Consider the following 21,159-nt stretch of genomic DNA (forward strand, 5'->3'; position numbering starts at 1 on the left):
CGCCGACGTCACGCCCCGCGTTCTCCACAGGCGGGCGGCTCAGTCCGGAGTCGAGCGGTCGTAGGCGCCGATGAGGTCGTCCAGGAATCGCGAGACGACGGCGCGCTCCTCCTCGCTCATCGCCGAGATCACGTCCTCGACCTCGTCGATGAGCGGCGCGACCATCCGCTCGGCGTCGGCGGCTGCGGAATTCGACACCGTCACGATGAGCTTGCGCCCGTCGGACGGATGCCGCTCCCTGCCGATGTGCCCTCGATCCTCGAGCCTGTTGAGCACGAGGGTCATGGCGGCGGTAGAGATCTCGACCCGGTGCGCGAGCTCGGTCGGCGTCGTCGGCCCGGACGAGATGAGATGGTCGACGACCTCCAGTCCGGCGGCATCCAGGTCGAGCCGCTTCGCGAGCGATCTCTCGAATCGCTGCTGCCGCATCGTGAGCTGCTGCACGCGCGACCGGATGTCGCGCTCCTCCGCCGGTTCGGTCTCGTGGCGACTCGACGGCGAGTAGCCCTCTCGTCCAGCCGCACGCTGGTTCGACGTCGCATCCATGTCTGTCATAGTAGTATGAATAATTGCTAATTCTATTGATTATCAAGATGTGAGATGACATGGCCGAAACGACCGAACCTCCCTACCGCTGGCGCTGGGCGATCCTCGGGGTGATGCTCGCCGCCGAGATCATGGACATGCTCGACGCGACCATCGTCAACGTCGCCGGGCCCTCGCTGGAGACGTCCCTCGGGGTCACCCCGCTCGGACTCCAGTGGGTGATCGGCGGCTACGCCCTCGCCCTCGGCGCCGGACTCATCCTCGGCGGCCGGCTGGGCGACCGGTACGGGCGCCGACCGATGTTCCTGCTCGGGCTCACCGTGTTCACCGCGGCATCCCTCGCCTGCTCGCTCGCGCCGAGCCCCGAGACCCTCATCGCGTTCCGACTCGTCCAGGGCGCCGCGGGCGCACTGCTGCTCCCCCAGGGGCTCGGACTGCTGCGCGAGAACCTCTCGGGCGCCGAGCTGGCGACCGCGTTCGGCGTGTTCGGGCCCACGCTCGGACTCGGCGGCATCCTCGGTCCTGTCATCGGCGGCGGACTCATCGAGGCCGACCTGTTCGGACTCGGCTGGCGCTCCGTCTTCCTGGTGAACCTGCCCATCGGGATCGCCGCGCTGATCGTCGCCTGGCGCATCCTGCCGAAGCGATCCGGCGACCGCAGGGTCACGATCGACCCCGTCGGGGGCGCGCTCATCATCCTGTCATCCGGCCTGCTCGTGCTCGCCCTCACGTTCGGCCCCGAGCTCGACTGGCCGGTCTGGGCCTGGGTGTGCGTGGTCGTCGGCGCTCTCGGCTTCGTCGTGTTCGGCTGGCAGCAGCACAGCCTGCTGCGCCGAGGAGGCGTGCCGCTGGTCACCGCCACCATGTTCACGCGGCGCGCCTACACGTTCGGGCTCGTGGGCATCGCCCTCTTCTTCAGCAGCCTCACCGGCACGCAGCTCGTGCTGACGCTGTTCCTGCAACAGGGCAACGGCTTCACCGCCGGCGAGGCCGGACTCGGCAACCTGCCCCTCGCGATCGGCTCCGCGATCGGCGGAGCGCTCAGCGGCGCCTGGCTCGCCGAGAAGATCGGCCGCTCCGTGCTGCAGCTGGGCGCCGTGACGCAGCTCGCCGGCACCGCTCTGCTGTGGTTCGAGCTCCAGCAGCCGGGAGACTTCAGCATCTGGGGGATCGCCCCCGGCATCGTCCTCTTCGGCATGGGCGGGGGAGCGATCATCGCCGCCCTGTTCAGCACGATCCTCGCGGCCGTGAAAGATGATGAGATCGGCTCGGCATCCGGAGTGCTCACCGCGGTGCAGGCGATCGCCAGCGCCGTGGGCGTCGCGATCTTCGCCTCGGTGTTCTTCGACGCCGCAGGGTCGGGATCGCCGTCGGAGGCGTTCCAGCACACCCTCATCGTGCCGGCGATCACGCTCACGATCTTCGTCGCCGTGAGCTTCGCCTTCCCCCGCACGAGCCGGGAGGACGCGCACGGTCTCGCCGACGCCGAGCCCGTGCACTGAGCCCGCTCCGTCGCGCCCGGCCCCGTCTGCGCCCGACGCCCCGCCTACGAGACGACTCCCCATCTGAGAGACGGAGGCCAGGCCGGGCGTCGGCGCGCGGAGCGAGCCCTCCCGCTCCCGGCGGGCGTAGGTTGGACGCAGACCGCAGAAGGAGCATCCGATGACCGATATCGCCGTCACCCGCAACGACGACGCCTCCCGCTACGAGATCACGCTCGACGGCGGCCTCGCCGGCTTCGCGGAGTTCGAGCTGCGCCCCGGCGCGATCCGCTTCACGCACACCGAGATCGATCCGGCGTTCCAGGGGCGGGGGCTCGCCGGCATCCTCGCGAAGGACGCCCTGACGGATGCCGCGGCATCCGGCGAGGCGATCGTGCCGCTGTGCCCGTACATCGCGAAGTACCTCGAGACGCACGAGATCCCCGGGGCGGAGATCCGCTGGCCCGGACGCCGCGACTCATGATCGGTCAGCACCGGCTCATCCTCGAGCCACGGGAGGTGCCCCTCGGCGGCGTGCGCGGCATGAACGTGCTGCGCGCCCTGCCGCACCGCAACCTGCCGACGATCGGCGCCTGGTGCTTCCTCGACCGGTTCGGTCCCGCAGACACGAGGATGCGCGTCGAACCGCACCCCCACATCGGCCTGCAGACCGTGACCTGGCCGCTGGTCGGGGAGATCCGTCATCGTGACTCGCTCGGCAGCGACGCCGACCTGCGCCGCGGGCAGCTGAACCTCATGACCGCGGGGAACGGCATCTCGCACTCGGAGTACTCGATCGGCGAGGAGCCGATCCCACTGGACGCCCTGCAGTTCTGGGTCGTGCTGCCCGAGTCGGCGCGGCACGGCGCCGCCGGATTCGAACGCCACACCGCGCTGCCAGGTGTCACGCTGCCCGCCGCCGACGGAGCGGATGCCGCGGCCACCGTCGTGCTCGGCGAGTTCGCGGGGGCGACGTCTCCGGCGACCGTGCACACGCCGATCGTCGGCGCGGAGATCGTGGTGCCGGCCGGGACGACCGTGCACCTGCCGCTGCGCGCCGACTGGGAGCACGGGATCATGCTCGTCGAGGGCGCGGCGACCGTGGCGGAGCATCCGCTCGCCCTGAACGACACCCTCTATCTCGGCGACTCGCGGGAGAGCGTGGAGGTGTCGAGCGCCGAAGGGGCGCTGCTGTTCCTGCTCGGCGGCGAGCCCTTCGAAGACGAGATCGTGATGTGGTGGAACTTCGCAGGCCGCACGCACGACGAGATCGCCGTCGCGAGGGCCGACTGGGAGGCCGCGTCAGCCCGCTTCGGCGAGGTCGAGGGGCACGACGTGCGCATCCCCGCCCCTCCCCTGCCCGACGTGCGACTGATGCCACGGGGCCGCAGGATCTGAGGCCGCCTCGCCTCGGAAACCCCAGATGATCCGACGCCGACGCGGCGTGTCCCCGCCGACACGCCCTGATGCGCGGCATCCGTCTCCGTTCTCCGAAGACGCGACGGAACGCGGTGAGGTCTGTGCGACCTCACCGCGTTCCGTCTTGCGGGGCTACTGCGCGTCGACCGTGAGGATGGTCGACACCGCCGACTCGCCGTACTGCACGAGGCCGAGGTAGCGGGTCCCGGCGGTGAGGCCGCTCCAGCCGAGCTGGAAGCTCGTCTTGGTGCCGCGCGTCGCCGCGATCGGGTTCGGGGTGGCCGTGAAGGCGCCCTCTCCGCTCGGCTGCACGTTGGCGACGGTCATGTCCCACGTCATCGGCGCCGAGGTCGAGTACACGTTCGCGACCACCAGGTAGGTTCCGGCCTTCGGAGCCTTCAGCGTGACCTGCTCGTCGGCCGAACCCGTCGCCGACTGCCACTTGTCGTAGTAGCGCAGGTCGTCAGGGCTGACCACGCGGTAGACCGCGAGGTCGAGGTCGCTGCCCGTGTCATCCGACGAGTCGAGGTCGAAGCGCGACAGCGTCGTGCCAGCCGGCACATCGACCAGCCAGGAGACGTTCTTGTCGGCATCGCCCGACGCCTCGTCGCCCGAGTGCCCATCGACCCGGCCGTCCGGGTCGGCGAGGAGCTCGAACGGGGTGAGACCCGACAGCGTGAGGGCGAGGTCGCCGGTCACGCCGGGGACGATCTCCACCGTGGCGGATCCGTCGACACCGGTGCCCGAGGCCTCGGGCGGAGCATCCGCCGTCACCGGGAACACCGCGATCGGCGAGCGCACCGTGTTCTTCTTGCTCGTCCACGTCAGAGAGCCGGTGGCCCACTGCTCCACCGGGGCGCTCTGGTTGTCGAAGGTCACCGTGAAGGTGGCCGTCTGCCCCGCACGGTCGAACTTCAGCGTCGACGGCGTCACCGTCGTCTTGACGCCGGGCAGATCGACGGATGCCGTGAACGTGCCCTTCTCGGTGGCCGTGACGGTCCTCGTGACGGTCTGCGCGCTGGCGAGCGAGCCGATCGAGAAGGACGCGATGTTGAGGTCGCTGCCGTCGATCGGGTCGACGCCGTCGAAGGCGCCGAGTCCCTTGCCCTCCAGGAACGCCGCCCAGTCCTTCGCACCGTTGAGGTACAGCAGGCCCGGGTTGAAGTAGCGCGTCGGATCGACCTGACCCGCGCCCTGCTCGAAGGGGTTCCGGTTCTTCGAACCGTCGGCGTTGACCGTGTCGTAGGCGGTCGTCATCATCGCGGACTTGATCTCCGCCGGCGTGGCCTTCGGACGCTCGCCGAGGTACAGCGCCGCGAGTCCGGCGATGTGCGGCGCCGCCATCGACGTGCCGGAGAGGATGCCGAAGGTCGGCTTCTCGTCCGGCGCGTTGTTCGTCGCCGCGAGGATCGCGACGCCGGGCGCTGCGATGTCGGGCTTCATGATGTCGCTGCCGTCGGCGAGCATCGGGCCGCGACTCGAGAAGCCCGCGATCTGCGGGACGGGAGTCGTGACTCCGGTGGTGTTCTTGCCGATGAGCGAGATCGGACGGTCCTTGCCGCCCTGCACGTAGGCGAGCACGGCCGCACGGTGCGCGGAGGCGAGGTGAACCGTCGGAACGGCGTGGAAGTCGTTGTCGAGCGAGTCGGCTCCACCCGGCACGTTCACGAGGACCATGCCCTTGCCGCCGGCGTCCTTCACGACCTGCGACTTCTCGGCGCGGGCGTTGTTGCCGCGGTCGCAGACCACGATGTGCCCCGCGACCTTCGTCGGGTCGAGGGTGCCTGGGAGGCACTGCTGCGCGTTCGCCGCTCCTGCTGCCGCGGCATCCCCCGCGTAGATCGACGGACCGGTCACGGTGGTGCCGAACGGCACGCTGACCGAGGCGCCGGCCTGCGCGAACCCGTCGAACGTGACGGTGCCCTCCCAGGTCGGGATGGTGGATGCCGCGACCGTCGTGTACCAGGGCGATGCGTGATCGGCCGTGACGGGGTCGGGGCCGTCGTTGCCGGCGCTCGCCGAGACGAACACGCCCGCGGCCGCCGCGTTGAAGAACGCGATGTCCTCGGGGGCGAGCACGGTCTTGGCCGCTCCGCCGCCGATGGAGTAGTTGATCACGTCGACGCCGTCGGCGACGGCCTGATCGATCGCCGCGACGAGGTCGCTCAACGCGCAGATGTCGTCGGTCGTGACGGCGGGGTCCGGGCCCTCGTAGCAGGCCTTGTACGCCGAGATCTTGGCGCCGGGCGCGACGCCGGAGATCTTGCCGAAGTCGACGTTCTCGATCGACGCCTTCACTCCGAAGTTCCCGGCGGCCGTGCTCGCGGTGTGCGAGCCGTGGCCTGCGCCGTCACGCGGAGACAGGTAGTCGTACTGGAAGTCGAAGCCGTCTGCCTGCGCACCGGTGTAGAAGTACTGGCCGCCGATGATCTTGGTCGAGTAGTCGCCCTTGTCCCAGCCCTGGCCTTCGACCATGAGGGACTTGAACTGCCCGCCGTCCGACTTGTCGAAGTAGACGTAGGTGCCGTCGGTGTAGGGCTGGTTGCCCTTGTGTCGGTTGTGGTCGCGCTTCTGCTTCTTGAGCTTCTTGCCCTCGAACGAGGGGTGCTCCGGTGCGATGCCCGTGTCGATCACACCGACCACGATGCCCTCACCCGCGCGGTCGACGCCGCCGGTCTGCTGCCAGAGGCCGCCGCGTCCCTTCTTGTCGTCGCCGAGTCCGAGGAAGGACGTCGACGTCTGCGCATCGGGGTGACGGATCTCGTCGGGGAACACCTCGTAGACGTCCTTCGACGCGCGCAGCTTGTCGACCTGCTCGCCCGTGAGCTGAGCGCTGAACCCGTTGAGAACGGTCTGGTACGTGGTGTCCGGCGTGACGCCGACCTCCTGCGCGAGCGTCTGCTGCTCGGTCTCGAGGTGCTGGATGTAGCGCTGCGAGTCCTCGGACTCCGTCTCCAGCTGCTCGCCCTCGACGGGCTTGGTCGCCTTGAGTCCCTTGACCTCGCCGGTGTAGCTCGCCAGCGGGTCGGACTTCATCACGACGATGTAGTGCCCGGGAGTGCCCTCGACAGGGGTGGGATGCGTCACCTCCTCTACTCCTGCGTAGCCGGCGGTGGCGGTTGAAGCGATGAACAGCGTCGCCAGGGTGGTGGCTGCTGCCATCCGGAGGGGTGTTCGACCCATTGGTGCTCCCGATGTCCTATGGTGCAGCCGCGTTGCCGCACCGTCGCTCAAAGTAGTCCCGGAATCCGACTCTCACCAGATCCACAGCCGGTTCCTAGACGATCGGCCAGCCGTCGCCGCCGTTGGTCGACAGTAGGCTGGAGACGTGGCATCCTCCCGCTCCCCCCTGCCGACCCGCGTCCTGCTCGTGTGCGCCGCGATCGGTGTGGCGACCGGCATCCTGGGAGGCATTGCGGGCTGGGTGACCGTCCCCGTGCTCGCCGGCCCCGCCTTCCTCTACGGACTCGTGCTCGGCTCCCACGTGCTGCCCGGCATCATCGCGCAGGAGGTGCTCCGCCGCCCCCTCGTCGCCATCGTCACGCACGTGATCGCCGCGCTCATCGCGAGCGCCTTCAACCCCGCGTGGGCGCTGCGCTTCATCGGCACCGCGCTGCTGTTCGGCGCGATCCAGGAGGGCGTCGCCGCGCTGACGCGCTACCGCTCGTGGGGCGCCTGGCGCTTCTTCGTCTCCGCCGCGGTGATCGGCGTGTTCGTCGCGGTCGTGGTGTTCTTCGCCGCGCACCTGTCGACCATGGCGCTGTGGGCGCAGATCGCATATCTCGTCATCTCGATCCTCGGCCCGATCGCCTGGACTGCGGTGGGCCTCGCCATCGGCACAGCGCTCAGCCGCGCCGGCGTCGCACGCCGCTAGCGCGGGCCCTCTCCTCTTCGGCCGGCCTCGCCGTCGACGCCCGCGTGAATGCCGCGTGGCGAAATAGGTAAGGCTCAGCTAAGTTAGTAGGGTCCGATCCGCTGACCCGAGGCCGTGCTAGTGCGCCCATCCGCGCCCCTTCTGCGCGTGCGTGACCTCTCGATCACCCACGCGGATGCCGCGCACCCCTCACCGGGCGACGTCTCGTTCGACATCGCGGCCGGAGAGGTCGTGCTGCTGCTGGGACCGTCGGGCTCGGGCAAGTCGACGCTCACCCTGGCGCTCAACGGACTCATCCCCCACGCCGTCCCCGCGACCATGACGGGCACGGTGACCGCGGGCGACCTCGACACCGCCGAGACGACGACCGCGTCGCTGAGCACCCGGGTCGCGATGGTGTTCCAGGATCCGGATGCCCAGATCGTCACGGGCACCGTCTACGACGAGGTCGCCTTCGGACCGGAGAACCTGCTGCTGCCGCTCGCCGAGGTGGAGCGGCGCACCGAAGACGCGCTTCGACGCGTCGGCCTGTGGGACCGGAGGACGGACAACCCCGATCTGCTCTCGGGCGGAGGCCGCCAGCGCCTCGCGATCGCCTGCGCGCTGGCGATGGGCTCGCCGCTGATCGTGCTCGACGAGCCGACCGCGAACCTCGACCCGCAGGGCATCGACGACGTCTACGCGGCCCTCGCCGACGTCGTCGCCGCTGGTGACAGGGCGATCCTCCTCGTCGAGCACAACCTCGACGCCGCGATGGGGTTCGTGACGCGGGCGATCGTGCTCGACCGCGACGGACGCGTCGCGTTCGACGGGCCCGCCGCATCCGTGGTGCGCGAGAACGTCGATGAGCTGCTCTCGATGGGGGTGTGGCTTCCGTCGGCGACGCTGGCGGCGCTGCGGATGCGGGATGCCGGCGTCGTCCTCGAACCGCTGCCGCTGACCCCCGATGAGCTCGGGGCCGCGCTCGCCGCCGCCCCCGGGTCGTCGAACGAGGCCTTCGGGTCGTCGAGCGAGGGGCGCAGCGACGAGCCGAAACGCCTCATGCCACGTACGACCGGAGCCGCGACGGGAGGCGTATCGTCTCGCTCCGCTCACTCGACGACCGAGGCCGCACGCGAGACGAGCGAGCAGGACGCGCCGCCGATCATCACGGCCAGCGGCCTGACCGTGCGGAAGGGGAAGCGGGAGATCCTGCACGGCGTCGACCTCAGCATCCCCGCCGGCAGCCTCACCGCGATCGTCGGCACGAACGGCGCGGGGAAGACGACGCTGATCCAGGCCCTCGCGGGGGTCGTCCCTCCGCCACGGCGTCGGGTGGATGTCGCGGGCGTCGACCCGGGCACCGCCTCTCCGCGCGAGCTGTCCGCCCGCATCGGATTCGTCTTCCAGAACCCCGAACACCAGTTCATCGCACCGACGGTGTTCGACGAGCTCGCCCACGGCCTGCGGCTGCGGCGCACGCCAGACGACGAGGTCGAGAGCCTCGTCGCCGAGATGCTCGCGCGCTTCGGCCTCGAGCACAAGGCTCACGTGCATCCGTTCCTGCTGTCCGGCGGCGAGAAGAGACGCCTGTCGGTGGGCACCGCGCTCATCACCAGGCCGCGGGTGCTCGCTCTCGACGAGCCGACGTTCGGGCAGGACAGGGCACGAGCATCCGAGCTGCTCTCACTCCTCGACGACCTGCGCGCCGAGGGCACGACCATCGTCATCGTGACGCACGATCTGCAGCTGGTCGCCGAGCACGCCACTCGCACCGTCATCCTCCGTGACGGGCGCGTGCACGCCGCCGGCCCCACCGCCGAGCTCTTCGACGACGGTCGCGCCTTCTCCGAGGCGGGGCTGCGCCTCCCCGCCCTGCAGCGGATGCTGGCGGGCAGATCATGAGCGCCGCGTTCGATCCGTACGCAGAGATGACGGCGACCTCGCCGCGGCAGTTCCTGTACGGGCTGAACCCCCTCTCCAAGGTCGTGGCCGTGCTGCCCGCGATCCTCGTGCTCGTCTTCGTGCGGGACCTCGCGACACCGGCCGCGTTCCTCGCCCTCTCCTACGCCGTGCTGCTCGTCGGCGCACGTCTCACCGGCCGCACCGCGGCGATCCTGTTCGCGGCCGTGCCCCTCGGCATCCTGCTCATCGGCTTCGGGTTCTCGATCTGGGTGGATGCCGGTCTCGTGAGCGACACCGCACCCCTGCTCCGCGTCGGCGACTGGACGCTCTACCAGGGCGCCCTCGCCATCGGCTTCGCCACCGGCCTGCGCCTCGGAGCGATCATCGGGCTGGCGCTGATCGGCGGTCTCACCACCACGGGTCCCGACCTGGTGCGGGCGAGCGTGCAGCAGCTGCGCGTGCCGTACCGGATCGGCTACACGGCCCTCGCGGCTTTCCGCTTCGTGCCCCGCTTCGGCTACGAGCTCTCGGTGATCCGCGCGGCGCACCGCGTGCGCGGCCATCACGGCGGGCGCGGTCCGTTCGCCAGGATCGCACGCGGCTGGGGCTACATCGTCCCCCTGCTCGCGGGCGCGATCCGGCACGCGGAGCGTGTGGCCCTGGCCATGGACTCCCGCGCCTTCGGCGCCCACCCCACGCGCACCGAGCGGCATCTGGTGCCGTTCCGCGGGCGCGACCTCGTCTTCATCGTGGTGGGGATCGCGGCCTCCGCGACGATCCTCGCCCTCTTCTTCCCCTGGAACATCTGAAAGGCGCACCGATGGCGTTCAGCAAACTGGTCAAGCCGCTCTCCTCCGACCTCCTCCACGTGACGGTGCTGCGCACCGAGCGGCTCGCACCGCACTGGGTGAGGGTCACCCTCGGCGGCGGCGAGATCGAGAGGTTCCGGCCGATGGGCTTCGACCAGTGGTTCCGTCTCTTCCTGCCGATCGGCGGCGAAGCGGGGCTCGACCGCGTGCCCGCGAAGGCGAACAAGATGTTCGGATACCTGAAGTTCCTCCGCATCCCCGATGGCGAGCGTCCGGTCATGCGCAATTACAGCGTGCGCGCGTACCGCCCCGCGACCGCCGACGCCGGGGCGGAGATCGACGTCGACTTCGTGCTGCACGGGTCAGCCGCCGAGGGCACGGCCGGTCCCGCGTCGCGGTGGGCCGAGACGTGCGAGCCCGGCGAGCACGTGCTGATCATCGACGAGGGACTCACGTTCAACCCCGAGCGCGGCACCGATCGCGTCGTGCTGGTCGGCGACGAGACGGCGCTGCCCGCGATCTCCTCGATCTGCGCCTCGCTGCCGGCCACGGCATCCGGCTCCGCCCTCATCGAGGTGCCGAGCGAGGAGGACGCCCTCGACTTCCCGCACCCGGCCGGCATCGACGTCACCTGGATCGTGCGACCGCACTCCACGGCTCCCGGCACCCTCGCGCTCGCAGCGCTGCGCGAGGGCGACCTGCCCGCGGCTCCCTTCCACGCCTACGCCGCCGGCGAGCAGGCCCTCGCGTCCGGGGTCCGCAAGCACCTCGTCGGCGAGCGCGGAGTCGACAAGAACACGGTCAGCTTCTGCGGCTACTGGAAGATCGGGGCGGCGTCCCCCGCATCGAAGGCTGCGCGCGAGGCCTCGGCGGAGCCGCTGGTATGAGCGCGACGGACGGCGGGGCGCACACCCCGGAGACGGATGCCGCGGCCGCCGCTGCGGCGACGGAGAGGCAGCCCTACAACGGCGCAGGATCGGGGACCGCTGCGGCCCCGACCGATCGGCCCCGCGGGGCGAAGGGCGCGCGCTACTCCACGGCCGTGCTGCTCACCTGTGCCGCACTGGGCGTCGCGGGCGGCCTGCTGCTCGCCCCCGCGAACTGGATCTCGACGATCCTCTTCCCCGGACTGCCGTTCGTCAGCGTCGCGCTGGCGGGGCTGTGGCTCCTCCCCTCGGTGATCGCGCTGCGACTGCTGCGCCGGCCGCTCGTCGGCATCCTGGTCGGGCTTCTCGCGGGACTCGTGATCGTGCCGTTCTCCGGATACGGATTCGCCAGCGTGCTCACGAACCTGTGGTGGGCGGCGTTCACGGAGCTGCCGTTCGTCTTCGTGATCTGGCGCTACTGGGGCACGTGGATGCACTACCTCGGCGCGATCGTCGTCGGCGTCGTCTACCCGGTGCTGGCGTGGGCGTCGTTCAACCTCGGGAGCATGACCGTGGGCCTCCAAGTCACGTTCTTCGCCGTCACGCTCGCCAGCTGCGTGGGTGCGACCGCCCTCGGCATCCTGATCGCCGACCGTCTGCGCCGTGCGGGCGTCGGCGGGCGGACTCCGCAGCCGCGTCCGTAGCCGCGGCGACCGGATCCGGCCTGTACCGGAGTCATGGCGTGCTCCCTTCAGGGGCACAGCTGCGGATCTCGAAGCCGACACGCCGCTCACCCGGCATCCTCGCCGGCGTTTCGCGGCGCCGCTCCGAAGCTGTGCCCGGCGCCGCTCCGAAGCTGTGCCTGACCGCACGGTCAGAGCGACAGGTGGAGCCGCAGGGCCTCGTCGACCGCGCCCAGCAGCTCCGCCGGCACCCAGCCGACCGGCCGCACGATCCGGGCGACCGAGACCGTGCGGATCTGCTCGGCCTGCGCTTTCGAGTCGCGATCGAGTCCCGTCGCGCCGGCGGGGAGGAGCACCTGGAACGGGAACACCTTCTCGGTGCGGGAGGTCAGGGGCACGACGGTCACCGTCGCATTCGAGCTGCGGCTCGCGACGGTGTTGGCGGTGTTGTTGCTCACCACGACGGCGGGGCGAGTCTTTCGCACTTCGGACCCGACTGCCGGGTCGAACGACACGAGGACGATCTGCCCTCGACGCAGCAGAGGGATGGATGCCGCGCTCACGCCGACGCGAGTCCGTCACTGTCGGCGAGGTCCCACTCGGGGTCGTACCCCTCGGCATAGGCCTCGGCGTAGGCATCCGCGAGGCGGCTCTCGCGGAGCAGACGGACGGCATCCTGCACCGCCGCCGATCGCGACGCGTACCGTCCGCTGAGCGCCTCGAGGTCGAGGAACGCCAGATCGCTCTCGCTCAGGCTGAGACTGACCTTGCTGTTCATGGCTCCATGCTACTCAGGTGGCAAGGATCCTGCTACCGACCATCACCCGCGACGAGCACGGCTGCGGACCCCGTTCCCGACACGCCGCTCTACGGCGTCCACCCCTCGGCGCGCCTCGCCCCGCTCCGAAGCCGTGCCCGCCCCCGCGCCCGCCCCCGTGCACGCCCGACGGGACGATGCACATGCAGAAGGGCCCCGGATGCAGCATCCGGGGCCCTTCGTGCAGCGTGCGTCAGCGCTTGCCGGCGATCTGACGTCCGACGAGGTCGCGCATGATCTCGTTCGTGCCGCCGTAGATGCGGTGCACCCGGGCGTCGGTGAACGCGCGAGCGATCGGGTACTCCATGATGTAGCCGTAGCCACCGTGCAGCTGGACTCCGGTGTCGAGCACCTCCCACTCGCGCTCGGTCGCCCAGAACTTGACCTTCGCGGCGTCCTCGGCGGTGAGCTTGTTGTCCTTGTAGGCGAGCAGCGCGCGGTCGATGTACGCCCACATCGCGTCGGTCGTCGCCGACATGTCGGCGAGGCGGAAACGCGTGTTCTGGAAGTCGGCGATGCGCTCACCGAACGCCTCGCGGTCCTTCGTGTAGGCGGTGGTCCAGTCGAAGGCGGCCTGGGCGGCCGCGGCTGCGGCGACGCCGATCGAGAGGCGCTCGAGCGGCAGGTTCAGCATCAGCTGGATGAAGCCCTGACCCTCCTTGCCGCTGATCAGGTTCTCCTCGGGGACGAACACGTCGGTGAAGCTGAGCTCTGCCGTGTCCCAGCCGTGGAAGCCCATCTTGCTGAGCTTCTTGCCCTGGTCGAAGCCCTCCATGCCCTTCTCGACGAGCAGCAGGCTGAACGCGTCGGGCCGGTTGCCCTCGCCCGTCTTGACGAAGGTCACGACGACGTCGGCCGTGGTGCCCGACGAGATGAACGTCTTGGCGCCGTTGAGGATGTAGCCGCCGTCGACCTTCTTGGCGTTGGTCTTGATGCCGCGAAGGTCGGAGCCCGCACCGGGGTCGGTCATGGCGAGCGCGCCGAGCACCTCGCCGGTGGCCATGCGGGGCAGCCACTTCTCCTTCTGCTCCTGCGTGCCCATGTGCACGAGATACGGCACCGCGAGATCGTCCTGGATGCCGAAGGCGCCGGCGAGCGAGCCGGCGCCGGCCGCGATGACCTCTTCCATGACGATCGTGCGGAAGCGGTAATCCTGCAGCATCCCCGCGCCGCCGAACTCCTCGGGCACGGACAGGCCGATCAGGCCCGCCTCACCCGCGGCCAGCATGGTCGCGCGATCGATCTCTCCTGCGGCATCCCACCGCTCGATGGCCTCGTTCGTCACGTGGCGCTTGACGAAATCCTTGACGAGGTCGCGGAATGCCTCGTGATCCTCTTCGTAGATGTCGCGTTCCATTGCGTCCTCCTGAGCATGTCGTGCGTCTTTGCTCCGGTGATTCTATGCCGGAAACACGGGGCACGGCAGACCATTGTGAGAATGCATCCCACAATCCGTGAGACTGGGTACCGCGATTGTCGGATGCCGCAACAGGGCGTCTCAGTGGGGGTAGTCGGGCGCGGCGGGGAGGCCGAAGAACTCCTCGAGCGTGTGGAATCCGCCCTGGTGATAGGCCGCGGCGAGCTCGACGCCGATGTAGCGCACGTGCCAGGGCTCGGGCTTGTAGCCGCTGATGCCCGTCGCACCGGCCTCGTACCGCACGATGAACCCGTACTCCCAGGAGTGCTCCGCGACCCACGCCCCCTGGGGTGTTCCGCCGAACGCGTCGATGCCGCCGCACGGCGCACACGCCACGAGATCGAGGGCGAGTCCGGTCTGGTGCTCGCTGTGCCCGGCTCGGGCGGAGGCAGCATCGGCGCTCTGCTGCCCCTCGGCGCGCACGTGCGTGGCGTAGGTGCGCACCTGCAGGTCGTACGAGCGGTAGCCGTTGTTGGCGCCGATCTGGCCGACTCCATCAGCGGCTGCGGCCGCCGCGAGCTCCCCCACGGCCTGGGCGACGTCGGTGCGCGCCTGACCCGATCCGGTGGTGATCTGCAGCGGCGCATCGGTCAGCGACGCCGGCGCGAAGTCGATGGGGTTGAGCGGGCGCGCCTTGTTCACCACGACCCAGACATGCGCAGGGTCATCGAGGGAGATGCAGGGCGCGTTGCCTGCGACGACGGCCGCACGGAACCTCTCCCCTCCGCCGAAGCCCGCGATGATCGCCGCGTCGTCGGCGGCGGCGATGGCGTCGAGAACCGCGGGGTCGGAACACGGATCAGCGGCGGGGATCGCGTCGGTCTCGACCGGCGGCACCTCCTGGACCACGCTCGGCTCGGGCATGGCCTGCGGGGCGGACGCGTCGCCCGACGGCACGGTGGCGAGGGAGAGCAGGATGCCGAGCGCCGTCACCGCCAGTCCGACGGGAAGAGCGGGCCCGTGAATCGGGGAGCGCGGCCGTGCATGCTGGGGCTGCCGCGCGGAGTACATGGATCCATTCTCCCCCATCGCCGTTTCGAACGAATATCCCATCGCGGTTGACACGAGTATCGTTGCTATGTTCGAATGAATCATGCGCTGGCAGGGTCAGAAACTCGGAGAGACGGATGCTGCCGCTCTGCCGGGGCTCGAAGACCGCAGCAGCGTGCTGCGCACGGTGACCACACCCGAGTTCGCGGGGATGACCTTCCACGAGGTGCTGTCGCGCTCGGCGCTGAACAAGGTCCCCGGATCCTCGCGGATGCCGTTCGGGTGGACGATCAACCCCTACCGCGGATGCAGTCATGCCTGCGTGTACTGCGTCTCTCCCGACACGCTCATCCTGTGCGCGGATGGGCGCCAACGTCCTCTGCGTGAGCTTGAGATCGGCGACGAGATCATCGGCACCGAAGTGCAGGGCTTCTATCGCCGATATGTGCGCACGACCATCACGGCGAAATGGAGCACCCGAAAGCCGGCCTACCGCGTCACCCTCGCCGACGGCACTCGACTCGAGGCCAGCGGGGACCATCGCTTCCTCACGGATCGAGGCTGGAAGCATGTCACGGATGCCGAGACGGGGCAGCGCCCTCATCTCACCCTGAACAATCGGCTGATGGGGTTCGGCGTCGGTGCGGACGACCTGTCGATCGAGCATTCGGGCGAGGAGTACCGTCGCGGCTACCTCGCCGGGATGGTCCGTGGGGACGGGATGATCTTCCACGGCTCCTATCCGAGCCCACGGCGGACTCGGAGGATTCACCGATTCCGTCTCGCCCTCATCGACGACGAAGCCCTGGACAGGTCACGCGAATTCCTCCTCGATGAAGGCGTGCCGACGCGGACCCGACCCTTCCGGAAGATGTCCATCGAGGGCACGGCGGTCAAGACCGTCGCGGATCTGCGTGTGGTCGAGATCACGCCTCTTGACGGAGAACGGGATCTGCTGGACATCACGACGGGCACCGGTGATTTCATCGCCAACGGAGTGATCAGCCACAACTGCTTCGCCCGCGGCACGCACGAGTACCTCGACCTCGACGGAGGAGCCGACTTCGACTCCCAGATCGTCGTGAAGGTCAACGTCGTCGAGGTGCTCGAGAAGGAGCTGCGGCGGGGCAGCTGGCAGCACGAGCTCGTCGCTCTCGGCACCAACACCGACCCCTATCAGCGGGCAGAAGGGCGGTACCGCCTGATGCCGGGGATCATCGAGGCGCTCGCGGCATCCGGCACTCCGATGTCGATCCTCACCAAGGGCACGCTGATCCGACGCGACATACCGCTGCTCGTCAGAGCGGCCGAACGCGTGCACGTCGACATCCAGATGTCCATCGCGATGTACGACGACGACCTGCAGAAGGCCATCGAACCGGGTGCGCCGACGACGCAGGCCCGCCTCGACACGGTGAAGGCGCTGACCGATGCCGGATTCCGCGTGACCGTGTTCCTGATGCCGATCATGCCGCACCTGACGGACTCCGTCGACGCGCTCGACACGGCGCTGGCCCGGATCAGAGCGGCGGGCGCTGCGCGCGTGATCTACGGGGCGCTGCACCTCCGGCCCGGCGTGAAGCCGTGGTTCTTCCAGTGGCTCGGCGAGTATCGGCCCGACCTGCTGTCGTCCTATCGCGGCCTGTACCCCGGCGTGTCCGCGGAGGCCCCGAAGGCCTATCGGCAGTGGCTGGCGAAACGGGTGCGCCCCCTGATCCGCATGCACGGACTCGACGGTCGGCACGAAGACGACTATCCCGTCCGCGGCACGCGCCCCGGATTCGCGCCGTCGGCGTCGACCGCGGCATCCGCCCCTGCGCAGCCGATGCTCTTCTGAGCTCGTTCCGTCGACCTCCTCGTCCGGCGGCGACCGCCCTGGCCAATAGGCTCGACCCATGGCAATCGGATCGACGATGCACACCTTCGAGGTGCAGCTCGCAGACATGGACCGCGGCGTCTTCGAGGAGTACGCGTTGCGCGTCGCACGGCATCCGTCGGAGACCGACGCCTACATGCTGACCCGGGTGATCGCGTACGGACTCGAGTACGCGGAGGGCATCGTGTTCGGCGGCACCGTCTCGCAGTCCGATGAGCCCGCTGTTCTCGTGCGTGATCTCACCGGTGCGATCACGGTCTGGATCGAGGTGGGCGCGCCGGATGCCGAGCGCCTCCACTACGGCAGCAGGCTCGCGGAGCGCACCGTCGTCTACACGCACCGCGATCCCGCGAAGGTCATGGCCCCCTGGGCGGACAAGCGCATCCACCGTGCCGAGGACATCCGCGTCTACAGCTTCGATCCCGGGTTCATCGACTCGGCGGTGCCCCTGCTCGAACGCCGCAACATGCTGTCCCTGACGGTGACCGAGCAGACGCTGTACCTCTCGCTCAACGGCACGATGCTGACCACCGGGGTGCACGAGCACGAGCTCGCCTAGCGGACGGCATCCGCTCTCTTCGCCGCTCCCTGCCCGGCGCGGCCGCCAGGCTGCGCGCTCGGGAGGAGTTCGCACGTTCGGGAGGAGTTCGCACGTTCGGGAGGAGTTCGCACGCTCGGGAGGAGCGACTCGGCGGATCTCTCCTCCCGATCGTGAGATCTCCTCCCGCACGGACGAGATGTCCGTGCGGAAGGCGCGCGCCGCGCATACGAAAGTCGAGGCACGCAGACCGAAGGCCCCGCCCCGCGGATGCGGTGACGGGGCCTTCGATGCGGAGGATCAGGCCGTGAGGTCGGCCGCCGTCGGCACGCGGCCGGCGATCTCCTCGATCAGGTCGTCGTCCACGCGGGCGTTCTCGAACGGCGCGTCGATCTCGGCGCGCTGCAGCAGCTCGGTCATCCGACGCTGACGCTGACGCGTGATGAGCGTGACGACGCGCCCAGAGCGGCCGGCCCGACCGGTGCGGCCGGAGCGGTGCAGGTACGTCTTGTACTCATCGGGAGCATCGGCCTGGACGACCAGATCGATGTCGTCGACGTGGATGCCGCGGGCGGCGACATCCGTCGCGACCAGCACGTTCACGCGACCGGAGGTGAGGCGCTCGAGGTTGCGCGTGCGCTTCGCCTGGTTCAGGTCGCCGTGCAGCGAGACCGCGGGGATGCCGGCGTCGTCGAACTGCTCGGCGAGCATGTCGGCGTACGCACGGGTGCGGGCGAACACGAGCGTCTTGCCGGCGCGGTCGACGAGCGACGTGAGGATGTCGGCCTTGTCGCGGTGCTCGATCACGAGCACGCGGTGCTCGATCGTGCTGGACTCCTGGTCTTCACCGGCGACCTCGTAGACGGCCGGGTCGACGAGGAACTCGTCGACGAGGGCCGCGACCTCACGGTCGAGCGTCGCCGAGAAGAGGAGCTTCTGGCTGCCGTCGGCGGTGTGACGCAGGATGCGCTGCACCGGCTCGACGAACCCGAGCTCGCACATGTGGTCGGCCTCGTCGAGCACCGCGATGCGGCAGTCCGAGAGGTCGAGCTTGCCCTGGTTGATCAGGTCCTCGATGCGACCGGGGGTGCCGATCACGATGTCGACGCCCTTCTTGAGCGCACCCACCTGGCGTCCCTGCGGCACACCGCCGTAGATCTGCGTGGTGAACAGGCCGACGCTGCGGGCGATCGGCTGGATCGTGCGGTCGATCTGCAGCGCGAGCTCACGCGTCGGAGCGAGGATGATCGCGCGGGGCGACCGACCGAACTCACGGCGCTTGCCGGCCTGCGACTGCAGCACGCGCTCGACGAGCGGGGCGCCGAAGGCGATGGTCTTGCCGGAGCCGGTGCGGCCGCGGGCGAGGACGTCGCGGCCCTCGAGGACGGCCGGGATGCTGGCGGCCTGGATCGGGAACGGCGTCGCCGCGCCCATGCCGACGAGAGTCTCGACGATGTTGGAGCCGAGACCGAGGTCGCCGAAGGTCACGCCGTCGACCTCGACCGCAGCGACGGACTTCGCCTCGAGGCGCTCGTGCACGACGTCATCCGTCGGCTCGAACGCGGCCTTGGGCTTCGCGCTCCAGTCGTTGCGGCTCGGACGCTCGTCACGACTCGGACGCTCGTCGCGACGCGGACGGTCGGTGCGGTAGGCGCCGCCGGTCGAGGGGCGGCTGCGCTCGCCCGGCGCGTCGTAGGAGCGCTGGGTGCGGTCGCGGTCGAACGCACGACGAGCGCGGTCCGCGTCGTAGGAGCGGGCCGGACGCTCGACGGAGCTGGCGTCGTTGAAACGGGGACGCTCGGACGAGCGGTCGTCACGGCGCGGGCGCTCGTCACGATCGAAACGAGGACGGTCAGCCCCACGATCGTTGAAACGCGGACGCTCGGACGAGCGGTCGTCACGGCGCGGACGCTCGTCACGATCGAAACGAGGACGCTCCGCCCCACGGTCATTGAAACGGGGACGCTCGTCACGACCGCCCGCACGGTTCGGACGCTCGTCACGATCGAACCGAGGACGGTCAGCCCCACGATCGTTGAAACGGGGACGCTCGTCACGGCCACCGGCACGGTTCGGACGCTCATCACGATCGAAACGAGGACGCTCCGCCCCACGGTCATTGAAACGCGGACGCTCAGCGCCGCCACGGTCGTCACGACGCGGACGGTCGTCGAATCGGCGGCCACCGCTCGGACGCTCGTCGCGGTAGGTGCCGGGACCGGTGGGGCGCTGACCCGCGCGGTCGTTGAAACGGGGACGCTCCTCACCGCGGTGGTGGGGAGCCTCGCGGCGGCCAGACTCGGCGCGGTTGCGGATGCTGCGGGCCTCGTCGCGACCGGCGCGCTCCTGCGCACCCCAGCGCTGCTTCGGGGCGCCGGACTCGGCCTCGGCAGGGCGGTAGCCGCGGTGGCCGGCACTGCGACTGCCCGGACGACGGTCGTATCCGCCGGCCGCGGGTGCGCTGCGGCGGTCGCCGGCATCCGCGCGTCCGCCGCGCTCGTCGCGGGCGCCGTCACGCGCTCCGGCGTGACGGTCGTGGAAGGAGGTCTTCTTGGCGCCGTAGCGCGGCTCGAAGTTGGCGGACGGACGTCCGCCTCGGGGCTTCTTGTTCTTGGGCATGGGTATGTCCTTCTGAGTTCTCGCACGAGAACAGCGCCGCGCACACGCGCGAGCACCCTGCGCCTGAGCGCGGGTCCGGACTGTCAGCGGCCGGGGCCATTCATGTGATGGTTGATTAGCGTCGAACGACGCTCACCATCGGCCCCTGGACTCACACTTCTTGCACAAAAACGTCCGCGCCATGCGCGGGTGTCCGAAGCCGACCGAACGAGTCTACCGGTACAGGCTGAGAGAGTGCCCGACCAGCCCGCTCCAGAACTCCGGAGAACCGCGGCAGAACCGAGGGTTCAGGCCGCGCCTCGACAGGAACGGCGTGCATCTCCGGAGTTCCGGCGCCACCGAGACCGTACGATTGCGGAGTGAACTCCGCACTCCCCACCGGCACGCAGGTGCAGCTCCAGCTCGCCGACGTCACCGCCCAGATCGCGCAGGTCGGCGCCTCCCTCCGCTCTCTCCGCATCGGAGGGGTCGACGCGGTCGCCCCCTATCCGCTCGACCAGCCGACGCCGTCCTGCTCCGGAGTGGTGCTGACCCCCTGGCCCAACCGCGTGCGCGACGGCCTCTGGAACGACGGCGACGTCTCCCGTCAGCTCGCGATCACCGAGCCCAAGCTCGGCAACGCGAGTCACGGGCTGCTCCGGTTCACCTCCTACGTGATCGAGCAGACGGATGCCGTCAGCGCGACCCTCCGCGCGACGATCGTGCCGCAGACCGGCTACCCGTACCTCATCGACACCGCTGTCGCATACGCGCTGCAGGCCGACGGCATCCGGGTCACGCACACGCTGACGAACCGCTCGTCCGAGGCGGCGCCCGTCGCGCTCGGCACCCACCCGTTCGTCACGATCGGCGACGTCGACCCGCACGACCTGGTGCTGAGGATCCCCGCGTCCACCGCCTTCGACACCGATGATCGGATGCTGCCCACCGGCACCCGGCCGGCGGATCCGGCCCTGAGCGACGGGGTCCGCCTGGGCGATGTCGCGCTCGACACCGGCTTCACAGACCTCGCGCGCGATGCGGACGGGCTCGTCCGCCACTCGCTCACCGCACCGGACGGACGCCGCGTCACGCTCTGGCAGGGCGCGGGCTTCGACTACGTGCAGGTCTACACGACGCCGGGCTACCCCGGTCAGCCGCTCGCGGTCGCGATCGAGCCGATGACCGCGCCCGCCGATGCGCTCAACAACGGTCTCGGCATCCGCCGACTCGCGCCCGGCGAGACCTGGACGCTCGAGTGGGGCATCACGCTCGGCTGAGTCTCCGTCGGCGTGCGCGGGTGCACCCGTTCACAACTCCTCACAGAACGTGCGAGAGGGGCCCGGATCCTGAGGATCCGG

General features: G+C 69.8%; 18 protein-coding genes. 11 read left to right on the plus strand and 7 right to left on the minus strand.

Annotation, left to right across the window (positions count from 1 at the left end):
• Positions 1 to 39 precede the first annotated feature (39 nt).
• The gene (locus LC438_RS16425) at positions 40 to 546 is read right to left on the minus strand and encodes a MarR family winged helix-turn-helix transcriptional regulator (RefSeq protein WP_223587213.1); all 507 of its coding nucleotides are present in this window, start codon (positions 544 to 546) and stop codon (positions 40 to 42) included.
• 59 nt (positions 547 to 605) lie between these two features.
• Here LC438_RS16425 and LC438_RS16430 point away from each other — a divergent pair, with 59 nt between their 5' ends.
• From LC438_RS16430 to LC438_RS16440, 3 genes are all read left to right on the plus strand, one after another.
• The gene (locus tag LC438_RS16430; RefSeq protein ID WP_223587214.1) at positions 606 to 2,048 is read left to right on the plus strand and encodes an MFS transporter; all 1,443 of its coding nucleotides are present in this window, start codon (positions 606 to 608) and stop codon (positions 2,046 to 2,048) included.
• Positions 2,049 to 2,208: 160 nt separating this feature from the next.
• A complete protein-coding gene (locus LC438_RS16435) occupies positions 2,209 to 2,511 on the plus strand; it encodes a GNAT family N-acetyltransferase (protein WP_105673810.1) in 303 nt (100 codons plus the stop codon).
• A complete protein-coding gene (locus LC438_RS16440) occupies positions 2,508 to 3,425 on the plus strand; it encodes a pirin family protein (RefSeq protein ID WP_223587215.1) in 918 nt (305 codons plus the stop codon). The genes LC438_RS16435 and LC438_RS16440 overlap by 4 nt, the downstream gene beginning before the upstream one ends.
• Before the next feature lie 153 nt (positions 3,426 to 3,578).
• Here LC438_RS16440 and LC438_RS16445 read toward each other — a convergent pair whose 3' ends face one another.
• On the minus strand, positions 3,579 to 6,608 hold the full coding sequence (locus LC438_RS16445; RefSeq protein ID WP_223587216.1) for a S8 family serine peptidase: 3,030 nt from the start codon (positions 6,606 to 6,608) through the stop codon (positions 3,579 to 3,581).
• A gap of 166 nt (positions 6,609 to 6,774) precedes the next feature.
• On the opposite strand from LC438_RS16445, the gene LC438_RS16450 reads away from it, so the two are divergent.
• The 5 genes from LC438_RS16450 to LC438_RS16470 all read left to right on the plus strand — a co-directional run bounded on the left by LC438_RS16450 (position 6,775) and on the right by LC438_RS16470 (position 11,583).
• Entirely contained in the window at positions 6,775 to 7,320 is a 546-nt protein-coding gene (locus tag LC438_RS16450; RefSeq protein ID WP_223587217.1) for an ECF transporter S component, read from the plus strand.
• Positions 7,321 to 7,440: 120 nt separating this feature from the next.
• The gene (locus LC438_RS16455; protein WP_223587218.1) at positions 7,441 to 9,204 is read left to right on the plus strand and encodes an ABC transporter ATP-binding protein; all 1,764 of its coding nucleotides are present in this window, start codon (positions 7,441 to 7,443) and stop codon (positions 9,202 to 9,204) included.
• Positions 9,201 to 10,013 carry an energy-coupling factor transporter transmembrane component T gene (locus LC438_RS16460; protein ID WP_223587219.1) on the plus strand — a complete coding sequence of 271 codons (813 nt, stop codon included), beginning with the start codon at positions 9,201 to 9,203 and terminating at the stop codon, positions 10,011 to 10,013. The genes LC438_RS16455 and LC438_RS16460 overlap by 4 nt, the downstream gene beginning before the upstream one ends.
• Before the next feature lie 11 nt (positions 10,014 to 10,024).
• Complete coding sequence (locus LC438_RS16465; RefSeq protein ID WP_105673798.1) at positions 10,025 to 10,900, plus strand: siderophore-interacting protein; 876 nt, start codon at positions 10,025 to 10,027, stop codon at positions 10,898 to 10,900.
• Positions 10,897 to 11,583, plus strand: a complete 687-nt coding sequence (locus LC438_RS16470; RefSeq protein ID WP_105673796.1) for an ECF transporter S component — start codon at positions 10,897 to 10,899, stop codon at positions 11,581 to 11,583. The genes LC438_RS16465 and LC438_RS16470 overlap by 4 nt, the downstream gene beginning before the upstream one ends.
• A 170-nt stretch (positions 11,584 to 11,753) precedes the next feature.
• On the opposite strand, the gene LC438_RS16475 is transcribed toward LC438_RS16470, so the two are convergent.
• From LC438_RS16475 to LC438_RS16490, 4 genes are all read right to left on the minus strand, one after another.
• On the minus strand, positions 11,754 to 12,125 hold the full coding sequence (locus LC438_RS16475) for a type II toxin-antitoxin system PemK/MazF family toxin (protein ID WP_308116186.1): 372 nt from the start codon (positions 12,123 to 12,125) through the stop codon (positions 11,754 to 11,756).
• A complete protein-coding gene (locus LC438_RS16480; protein ID WP_105673794.1) occupies positions 12,122 to 12,340 on the minus strand; it encodes a ribbon-helix-helix domain-containing protein in 219 nt (72 codons plus the stop codon). The genes LC438_RS16475 and LC438_RS16480 overlap by 4 nt, the downstream gene beginning before the upstream one ends.
• Positions 12,341 to 12,572: 232 nt before the next feature.
• Positions 12,573 to 13,736, minus strand: a complete 1,164-nt coding sequence (locus tag LC438_RS16485; RefSeq protein WP_105676731.1) for an acyl-CoA dehydrogenase family protein — start codon at positions 13,734 to 13,736, stop codon at positions 12,573 to 12,575.
• Positions 13,737 to 13,877: 141 nt separating this feature from the next.
• Positions 13,878 to 14,807, minus strand: coding sequence for a M15 family metallopeptidase (locus LC438_RS16490; protein WP_105676730.1), 930 nt, complete (start codon positions 14,805 to 14,807; stop codon positions 13,878 to 13,880).
• An 82-nt stretch (positions 14,808 to 14,889) separates the two neighbouring features.
• Here LC438_RS16490 and LC438_RS16495 point away from each other — a divergent pair, with 82 nt between their 5' ends.
• Complete coding sequence (locus LC438_RS16495) at positions 14,890 to 16,623, plus strand: Rv2578c family radical SAM protein (RefSeq protein ID WP_223587220.1); 1,734 nt, start codon at positions 14,890 to 14,892, stop codon at positions 16,621 to 16,623.
• A 58-nt stretch (positions 16,624 to 16,681) separates the two neighbouring features.
• On the plus strand, positions 16,682 to 17,221 hold the full coding sequence (locus LC438_RS16500; RefSeq protein WP_223587221.1) for a YaeQ family protein: 540 nt from the start codon (positions 16,682 to 16,684) through the stop codon (positions 17,219 to 17,221).
• 279 nt (positions 17,222 to 17,500) lie between these two features.
• Here the strand turns inward: LC438_RS16500 and LC438_RS16505 are convergent, their stop codons facing one another.
• Positions 17,501 to 19,819, minus strand: a complete 2,319-nt coding sequence (locus tag LC438_RS16505) for a DEAD/DEAH box helicase (protein WP_223587222.1) — start codon at positions 19,817 to 19,819, stop codon at positions 17,501 to 17,503.
• Between the two features lie 359 nt (positions 19,820 to 20,178).
• On the opposite strand from LC438_RS16505, the gene LC438_RS16510 reads away from it, so the two are divergent.
• The gene (locus tag LC438_RS16510) at positions 20,179 to 21,078 is read left to right on the plus strand and encodes an aldose 1-epimerase family protein (protein WP_105676725.1); all 900 of its coding nucleotides are present in this window, start codon (positions 20,179 to 20,181) and stop codon (positions 21,076 to 21,078) included.
• Positions 21,079 to 21,159 lie beyond the last annotated feature (81 nt).

Source organism: Microbacterium sp. OVT16B, assembly GCF_019969705.1.
GTDB lineage: Bacteria > Actinomycetota > Actinomycetes > Actinomycetales > Microbacteriaceae > Microbacterium > Microbacterium natoriense.

What these genes read in the sequence shown, in the direction of transcription:
- LC438_RS16485 (WP_105676731.1), bottom strand. Translation starts at nt 13,736, where the DNA reads ATGGAACGCGACATCTACGAAGAGGATCACGAGGCATTCCGCGACCTC.
- LC438_RS16490 (WP_105676730.1), bottom strand. Translation starts at nt 14,807, where the DNA reads ATGTACTCCGCGCGGCAGCCCCAGCATGCACGGCCGCGCTCCCCGATT.
- LC438_RS16430 (WP_223587214.1), top strand. Translation starts at nt 606, where the DNA reads ATGGCCGAAACGACCGAACCTCCCTACCGCTGGCGCTGGGCGATCCTC.
- LC438_RS16440 (WP_223587215.1), top strand. Translation starts at nt 2,508, where the DNA reads ATGATCGGTCAGCACCGGCTCATCCTCGAGCCACGGGAGGTGCCCCTC.
- LC438_RS16460 (WP_223587219.1), top strand. Translation starts at nt 9,201, where the DNA reads ATGAGCGCCGCGTTCGATCCGTACGCAGAGATGACGGCGACCTCGCCG.
- LC438_RS16435 (WP_105673810.1), top strand. Translation starts at nt 2,209, where the DNA reads ATGACCGATATCGCCGTCACCCGCAACGACGACGCCTCCCGCTACGAG.
- LC438_RS16470 (WP_105673796.1), top strand. Translation starts at nt 10,897, where the DNA reads ATGAGCGCGACGGACGGCGGGGCGCACACCCCGGAGACGGATGCCGCG.
- LC438_RS16480 (WP_105673794.1), bottom strand. Translation starts at nt 12,340, where the DNA reads ATGAACAGCAAGGTCAGTCTCAGCCTGAGCGAGAGCGATCTGGCGTTC.
- LC438_RS16465 (WP_105673798.1), top strand. Translation starts at nt 10,025, where the DNA reads ATGGCGTTCAGCAAACTGGTCAAGCCGCTCTCCTCCGACCTCCTCCAC.
- LC438_RS16500 (WP_223587221.1), top strand. Translation starts at nt 16,682, where the DNA reads ATGGCAATCGGATCGACGATGCACACCTTCGAGGTGCAGCTCGCAGAC.
- LC438_RS16425 (WP_223587213.1), bottom strand. Translation starts at nt 546, where the DNA reads ATGGATGCGACGTCGAACCAGCGTGCGGCTGGACGAGAGGGCTACTCG.
- LC438_RS16445 (WP_223587216.1), bottom strand. Translation starts at nt 6,608, where the DNA reads ATGGCAGCAGCCACCACCCTGGCGACGCTGTTCATCGCTTCAACCGCC.
- LC438_RS16495 (WP_223587220.1), top strand. Translation starts at nt 14,890, where the DNA reads ATGCGCTGGCAGGGTCAGAAACTCGGAGAGACGGATGCTGCCGCTCTG.
- LC438_RS16505 (WP_223587222.1), bottom strand. Translation starts at nt 19,819, where the DNA reads ATGCCCAAGAACAAGAAGCCCCGAGGCGGACGTCCGTCCGCCAACTTC.